This window comes from Vibrio sp. Y176 (genome assembly GCF_033438945.1).
This window is the reverse complement of the sequence record NZ_JAWOQS010001024.1, coordinates 1-548: the sequence shown is the minus strand read 5'-3', so window position 1 is coordinate 548 and position 548 is coordinate 1. Positions and strand designations below refer to the sequence as shown.

The following is a 548-nucleotide window of genomic DNA, read 5'->3' as shown; positions in this document are numbered from 1 at the left end:
GCAAGGATCGCTACGCCGGTATCCATTGCCGTAACCATACCTGTTGTTTGAACGAGGTTTTCCTTCTTCTTCAAGTAAGAGCCATAAGTCATCATACAACCCATACCAAGACTCAATGAGAAGAACGCCTGACCTAATGCTGCAAGTACCACGTTACTGTCTACTTTTGAGAAGTCTGGCATGAACAAGAACTCAAGACCTGCCATCGCACCTGGAAGCATCAAACCTTTCACCGATACGATGATCAAGATGATGAACAGCAGCGGCATAAGAACTTTACCCGCTTTTTCGATACCGCCAGAAATACCTTTCATTACGATCAGTACGTTAAGGAAAAGGTACACACCCATCCAGAACAGCGGTTGTAGCGGATCAGAAATGAAACCACCAAAGCTGTCACCGATTGCCTCCGGCGTGCTTAGTAGACCACCACCGACTTTAAAAATGTACGCTAACGCCCAACCACCTACGACTGGGTAAAAACCCATGATAAGTAACCCACTAAATACACCAATTACGCCAGTGAACGTCCAGCGTCGGTCAGTGGA

The 548-nt window shown here is 46.7% G+C and carries 1 protein-coding gene; it reads right to left on the bottom strand.

Annotation, left to right across the window (positions count from 1 at the left end; all coding sequences use genetic code 11):
• The coding region (locus R7O13_RS29995; RefSeq protein ID WP_318305606.1) for a sodium-dependent transporter at nucleotides 1-548 on the bottom strand (548 nt) is incomplete at both ends.